The sequence below is a fragment of the Pseudomonas sp. SWRI154 genome, assembly GCF_014268645.1.
GTDB lineage: Bacteria > Pseudomonadota > Gammaproteobacteria > Pseudomonadales > Pseudomonadaceae > Aquipseudomonas > Aquipseudomonas marvdashtae.
The window spans coordinates 176163-182267 of sequence record NZ_JABWQW010000011.1 but is presented as its reverse complement, the minus strand read 5'-3'; the positions used below and the strand labels follow the sequence as shown (position 1 = coordinate 182267).

Genomic DNA, 6105 nt, shown 5'->3' with positions numbered 1-6105 from the left:
GATAGCGGACAGCTTGAATTGCGATGTGTACTTACTCATGAAAACACCCCGGAGGTTGGATAGGGTGTCCAACTTCTGGGGCGCACTTCACAGCCGAGCGGGAGCAAGCTCCCTCGCCACGGGGGCGGTGGCATCCTGAAATCCTTGTGCTAGAGCCGTCGCCGTCTGCCAAGACATGACGCTGCACCATCGCTGTGCAATACTCTGCGCCGTTTTCTGAATGGCCGGTAATTCAGTCAATCCCTCTTGAAAATGCCGTTCCGGCTGAGGCTTATCCCTGAACTTCTCTGGTTTTACAGTGAAACTCTCTATCCCTGGCTTTTTATACTGCACGGCCCGCTGATCTTGAGGAATTTTCCTACAGGACGGTCTGCCCACAAGGCAGGCCCGGTTTCGGCAAAGGCTGCAAGCTCACCCGTTTGCGGCTTTTGGAGACTCGGTGGCTCATCCAATAACAAGACGAGGTTGTACTCCTATGCCTGTCGGCAATCATCTGCCCCATGGCGAGACCGCTCAGGGTGGTCCGCTCAAACGTGAACTCGGCGAGCGGCATATCCGCTTGATGGCGCTCGGCGCTTGCATCGGTGTCGGGTTGTTCCTCGGTTCGGCCAAGGCCATCGAGATGGCTGGTCCGGCGATCATGCTGTCCTACCTCATTGGCGGCCTGGCGATCCTGGTGATCATGCGCGCCCTCGGCGAGATGGCCGTGCACAATCCGGTGGCCGGTTCGTTCAGCCGTTATGCCCAGGATTACCTTGGCCCATTGGCAGGCTTCCTGACCGGCTGGAACTACTGGTTCCTGTGGTTGGTGACCTGTGTGGCGGAGATCACCGCGGTAGCGGTGTACATGGGCGTCTGGTTCCCCGACGTTCCGCGCTGGATCTGGGCGTTGGCCGCACTGGTCAGCATGGGCTCGATCAACCTGATCGCGGTCAAGGCCTTCGGTGAATTCGAATTCTGGTTTGCCCTGATCAAGATCGTCACCATCATCGCCATGGTAATCGGCGGCGTCGGCATCATCGCCTTCGGGTTCGGCAACGATGGCGTGGCCCTGGGCATTTCCAACCTGTGGACCCACGGCGGCTTCATGCCCAACGGCGTGTCCGGCGTGTTGATGTCCCTGCAAATGGTCATGTTCGCCTACCTGGGCGTGGAGATGATCGGCCTGACCGCCGGGGAAGCGCGCAACCCGCAGAAAACCATCCCCAACGCCATCGGCTCGGTGTTCTGGCGGATCCTGCTGTTCTACGTTGGCGCGCTGTTCGTGATCCTCTCGATCTACCCGTGGAACGAAATCGGCACCCAAGGCAGCCCATTCGTGATGACCTTCGAGCGTCTGGGCATCAAGACCGCCGCCGGCATCATCAACTTCGTGGTGATCACCGCCGCGCTGTCGTCCTGCAACGGCGGGATCTTCAGCACCGGCCGCATGCTCTACAGCCTGGCGCAGAACGGCCAGGCACCGGCCGGTTTCGCCAAGACTTCCAACAATGGCGTGCCGCGCCGTGCGTTGCTGCTGTCCATCGCCGCCTTGCTGCTGGGCGTGCTGCTCAATTACCTGGTGCCGGAAAAAGTCTTCGTCTGGGTCACCTCCATCGCCACCTTCGGCGCGATCTGGACCTGGGTGATGATCCTGTTGGCCCAGCTCAAATTCCGCAAAGGCCTGAGTGCTTCCGAGCGTGCGGCGTTGAAGTACCGCATGTGGCTTTACCCGATCAGCTCTTATCTGGCGCTGGCGTTTCTGGTATTGGTGGTGGGCCTGATGGCGTACTTCCCCGACACGCGCGTGGCGCTGTACGTCGGCCCGGCGTTCCTGGTGTTGCTGACGGTGTTGTTCTACACCTTCAAGTTGCAACCGGCCGGTGATACGCAGGGTTCGGTGCGTTCGGTTTCGTAACGTGATAACGCGGTAAAACAACAGCCCCGGTCGGAAATGACAGGGGCTTTTTTGTAGGTGTTGATTTTGACCGTCCGTCGGGTTTGATGTCCGACCTGTAAGTTCTGACAGTAGACCGCCGCAGCCCCCTGGCCTAGCTTGGAAGCCCGCCAACTGGCAAATGGCAAGGCAGGCACGATGAAGGGTTTCTCCGCGTTGATGGTGATCGCGCTGGTCAATGGATTGATCCATTGCCAGGTTTTTTTCCTGCTGTATGGCGCTGTTGGACTGACTCAGGCGAACAGCAATCTCGCGGCGTTCGGCGTGGCGGCGGCGTTTTCGTTTTATGTGAATGCGCTTTTCATCTTCGAGCCCGGGGAGTCATGGCGCGGTTATCTGCTGTTCAATGGTTTGATGGGCATCGCGAGCTATGGGATTGGCTCGATCGGCGATGCTTTGAGTTCGCCTGGCTGGCTGGCGGTAGCTTTGTATTTCTTGCTGAAACTGACGACGGGCTACAGCTTGTTCCGGTTCAAGTTGCTTCGTGACGCTCAGCAGCTATGAACGTATTCCGGAGCGCTTTTTTTACTTACTCATTGGTCGGCCTCGCCAATACGCTGCTTCATTGGCAGATATTTTTTGTGCTGCGCGTGGGGGTCGGTCTCGATCAGTCGATCAGCAATTTGGCTGCGTTTTGCGTGGCGGCTTCGTTCTCCTATTACCTCAACGCGCTCTACACCTTCGAGGCCAAACACTCGGTGACGGGGTATATGGTTTTCCTGTGCGCCATGGGAGCGCTCAGTTATGCCGTGGGGTATCTGGGAGATCGCTGGCGGCTCCATGGGTTGCTGACGGTAGCGGTATTTTCGCTGCTGAGCCTAGTGCTTGGTTTCCTGCTCTCCCGGTTCGTGGTGTTTCGTGGACACCGCTCATGAAAATCTCGCTGGTTGTGCCGGTGTTCAACGAAGAGCAGACCCTTGAACTGTTCTACAAAAGTGTTCGCCAGCATCCAGCGCTGGCCGGCTATAGCGTCGAGATCGTGTTTATAAACGATGGCAGCGCGGACCAGACTGGTTTTCTGGCTCGCGACATTGCGCTGGCCGATAACTTGGTCGTGTTCATTGAGCTCTCTCGAAATTTCGGTAAGGAGCCAGCGTTGTTTGCCGGGATCGAGCACGCCAGTGGCGATGTGGTTATTCCGATGGACGTCGACCTGCAAGACCCCATCGACGTTATTCCGAGGCTGATTGCCGAGTGGGAAAAAGGCGCGGAGGTGGTGCTGGCCAAGCGTCGTGATCGGTCGTCCGACAGTTATCTCAAACGTGGATGCGCTGCGCTGTTCTATCGCTTACTCGATCGGATTGCCTCCCCCCATATTGAGCGAAACGTGGGTGATTTTCGGCTGATGGATCGCAAGGTGGTGGAGGTCATCAAGACCCTTCCCGAGTACCAGCTCTTTATGAAAGGCGTGTTGTCGTGGGCCGGGTTCAATACCGTCATCATTGAATATGACCGCGCCGGTCGTGCCGCTGGCCACAGCAAGTTTAACGGTTGGAAACTGTGGAACCTGGCGCTCGAAGGTATCACTTCGTTCAGCACCGTGCCGTTGCGGTTGTGGACTTATGTCGGCGGTTGCATTTCGTTTCTTTCGCTGGTGTATGCCGCGTATATGGTGCTGGACAAGCTGTTTTTTGGAAACGATCTGTCTGGTTATCCGTCGCTGATGACGGCGATTTTATTTTTGGGTGGTGTGCAGCTGATTGGTATCGGCGTTTTGGGTGAATACATTGGGCGGATTTATCTGGAGACGAAGCACCGGCCTAGGTATGTCATCAGTGAAATAATCCGGGGCGAGTTGGGCGTGCGAGAAACCGACGAGACCTTGCGCGAGATAATCGGGGATCGTTTATGACTGTTGCTCATGCCTATTCAGGCAAATTTCCAAGCTGGTATATCGATGGCTTAGCCTTGGCAGCTGTGGTGCTGCTTGCGGTGTGCGTGCGCTTCTATGGAATCACGACTCCGCCCATCTGGTTCGACGAGGCATTTAGTGTGCTGCTTGCTAGACACGAGCCTTTGCAGATCTGGTCCATCACAGGAAGGGATATTCATCCGCCTCTCTATTACTTCTTTCTGCATTACTGGATGTTGGTGTTTGGTGATGGAGTTTTGGCTGTTAGATCGCTTAGCGCCGTCGCAGACGTTGGCACAGTTTTGCTGGGCATAAAACTGATGAGTTTGGTGGCCACGCGAAGGGCAACCTGGATTGCGGCGGTGCTACTGGCGTTGTTGCCGATCTCGGTTCGCTACAGTCAGGAAGCGCGAATGTACACCTTGCTCGGGTTTTGGCTGATGGGCGCGACCGTAGTACTAGTGTGTTGGGTCAAGGAACCTGAGAATAAAATTTTCCCGGCCTTTTATATTTTGCTAATGACAGCCGCTTTCTACACACATTACTTTGCGGCGCTGGGGGTGCTTGTTCATTGGTTTTATTGGTGGGCGGGACGCCCTGGTATATTTCATGCCGCGCTACCTGGGTGGGTATGGGTCTTGGTTAATGGTACGATTTTAGGATTGCTCGTGCCCTGGGCCCTTTATTCCTCTCGATACTTGTTAGGCAACCCAGGAATTGAATGGATACCGGCTATCACGTGGACGGGAGTGTTCAGTTTATTTTGGCAGTTTATTATGCTTAATGGCAAATGGGCTCATTCGGCATATTTATATCCGTTGCCTTTGATGTTGGTTGTGTCTGCCATTTTGATAAGTTTCTGGGATAGAGCTGCGTATCGTTTCAATACTTTGCTAGGGGCGTTTTTTTTGGTGCCTATTGTTGTCGTTGCTCTGGTGTCGCTTTTTGTTCCGGTTTTTGTTCCTAGGTACCTGTTGCTCTCTGCGATCGGCTTATCATTAGTTGTTGCAGTGGGTTTGGATTTTCTGGGGCGGCGGCATAGTGTTGTGATCATGGTTTTAATGTTTATCGTTCTTGTGGAGGTGCTAGGGCTATTGGCGGTGTATAAGCAAACAGATAACTTTGATGGGGTTGGTTTTCGTAGAACCACAGAGATTGATGTGCTGGCAGATAAGGTTAAGCAGAACATTGAGCCGGTAGACCATATAGTTGTTGATACGTTTATCTCATATCTGGTTTTTGCTTTTTACAATAAAACAGGGGTGCAGCCGAGGCTTTATCTTAAGGACTTTCCTGATGAGGCTGATCGCAACCACTACGCGTTGATCTCGGAGAGCTTCAAAGACCCTTATTTGACTAATATTGAAACTTTGCGTTGTCATGAGGGAAGGGTTTGGTGGATAGCCGATAAGGCAGGCGTCTGGCCGAGCGCAAAAGGCGATTGGAAAAAAATCTTCACTCTTGTTTCCGGAGAAATGGCTGTGTCCTTGTTCGTTATTAAGGCAACACCGTCCTTAAATGAGGTTGGAAATCAAACCAACCATACGCAGCCACCACTTCATGCTGCTGAAAGCTGTCCGCTCGGGCCCCATCCGGGTTAGGGTCTTGTAGCCCACCCGCTCCTCATCCCGAGGCTACGTCGTCTTGCGCCATTGCCTACAACTACGCCAGAATCCGCCGACTTGTGCGCCTGGGGTGCGAGTTCTATCGTTTGCGGGCCGCTGAAAAATCAGCGATCGGGTTTAGCGATCCGGCTCCATCCACAGATGCAACAATGCCCAGTCTCGATTGCAGCGCACGTCTGCAATTAGCTTAATGGTGGCTGTGCGTGGGAGACCTTCTGGTCTACCCGGGATTCTGTGACCCGGATCGCTAACCTGCGTACAGCCGCCACCTTTAACTTGTTTAGCGATAAGTCGTGGAGGCTCAACTAATCACGGAGCTTCACCATGTTCAAAGCAACCCCCAACCCGCCCGACACCGACGCAACATCCCCCAACGAAACCTCCGACTCATCAGCATTCGACGCTGCCGCCAAACGCGCCCTCGATTACTACCTCAACCCTAAACCTGAAGAGCCCGCTCCCGGCCAGTTGTTCACTGTCGTCTACGGCCTGGACATGGAATGCTTGCTCGCCAACCTCAGCGAAACCCTGGCTTCAGCCGATGCCATGATCAGTGACCTGGCCTTCGAGCTGGAAGGTTCGCGGCGCCATGTGACGTTGGGCATTCAGCAGTTGATTGAATTGGCTAAATTGCTGGCAAACCGGGCCCTGGAGCGCGTCGACCCGCGCTAGAAAACTCAGCACATCACGCT

General features: G+C 54.8%; 6 protein-coding genes. All 6 read left to right on the top strand.

The features are described 5' to 3' along the window. The first annotated feature begins 475 nt into the window (after positions 1 to 475). Positions 476 to 1897, top strand: coding sequence for an amino acid permease (locus tag HU806_RS12930; protein WP_186611737.1), 1422 nt, complete (start codon positions 476 to 478; stop codon positions 1895 to 1897). A 138-nt stretch (positions 1898 to 2035) separates the two neighbouring features. Then, positions 2036 to 2440, top strand: coding sequence for a GtrA family protein (locus HU806_RS12925; protein ID WP_238350161.1), 405 nt, complete (start codon positions 2036 to 2038; stop codon positions 2438 to 2440). Next, on the top strand, positions 2437 to 2811 hold the full coding sequence (locus HU806_RS12920) for a GtrA family protein (RefSeq protein WP_186611736.1): 375 nt from the start codon (positions 2437 to 2439) through the stop codon (positions 2809 to 2811). Before HU806_RS12925 ends, HU806_RS12920 begins: the two co-directional genes overlap by 4 nt. Further along, the gene (locus HU806_RS12915; RefSeq protein ID WP_186611735.1) at positions 2808 to 3788 is read left to right on the top strand and encodes a glycosyltransferase family 2 protein; all 981 of its coding nucleotides are present in this window, start codon (positions 2808 to 2810) and stop codon (positions 3786 to 3788) included. Before HU806_RS12920 ends, HU806_RS12915 begins: the two co-directional genes overlap by 4 nt. Further along, positions 3785 to 5389, top strand: a complete 1605-nt coding sequence (locus HU806_RS12910; protein ID WP_186611734.1) for a glycosyltransferase family 39 protein — start codon at positions 3785 to 3787, stop codon at positions 5387 to 5389. Before HU806_RS12915 ends, HU806_RS12910 begins: the two co-directional genes overlap by 4 nt. Positions 5390 to 5737: 348 nt before the next feature. Then, complete coding sequence (locus tag HU806_RS12905) at positions 5738 to 6085, top strand: DUF6124 family protein (protein WP_186611733.1); 348 nt, start codon at positions 5738 to 5740, stop codon at positions 6083 to 6085. Positions 6086 to 6105: the final 20 nt, after the last annotated feature.

Bases quoted from the DNA above. Each gene is read 5' to 3' on its own strand.
- HU806_RS12920 (WP_186611736.1), top strand. From the start codon at position 2,437: ATGAACGTATTCCGGAGCGCTTTTTTTACTTACTCATTGGTCGGCCTC.
- HU806_RS12930 (WP_186611737.1), top strand. From the start codon at position 476: ATGCCTGTCGGCAATCATCTGCCCCATGGCGAGACCGCTCAGGGTGGT.
- HU806_RS12905 (WP_186611733.1), top strand. From the start codon at position 5,738: ATGTTCAAAGCAACCCCCAACCCGCCCGACACCGACGCAACATCCCCC.
- HU806_RS12915 (WP_186611735.1), top strand. From the start codon at position 2,808: ATGAAAATCTCGCTGGTTGTGCCGGTGTTCAACGAAGAGCAGACCCTT.
- HU806_RS12910 (WP_186611734.1), top strand. From the start codon at position 3,785: ATGACTGTTGCTCATGCCTATTCAGGCAAATTTCCAAGCTGGTATATC.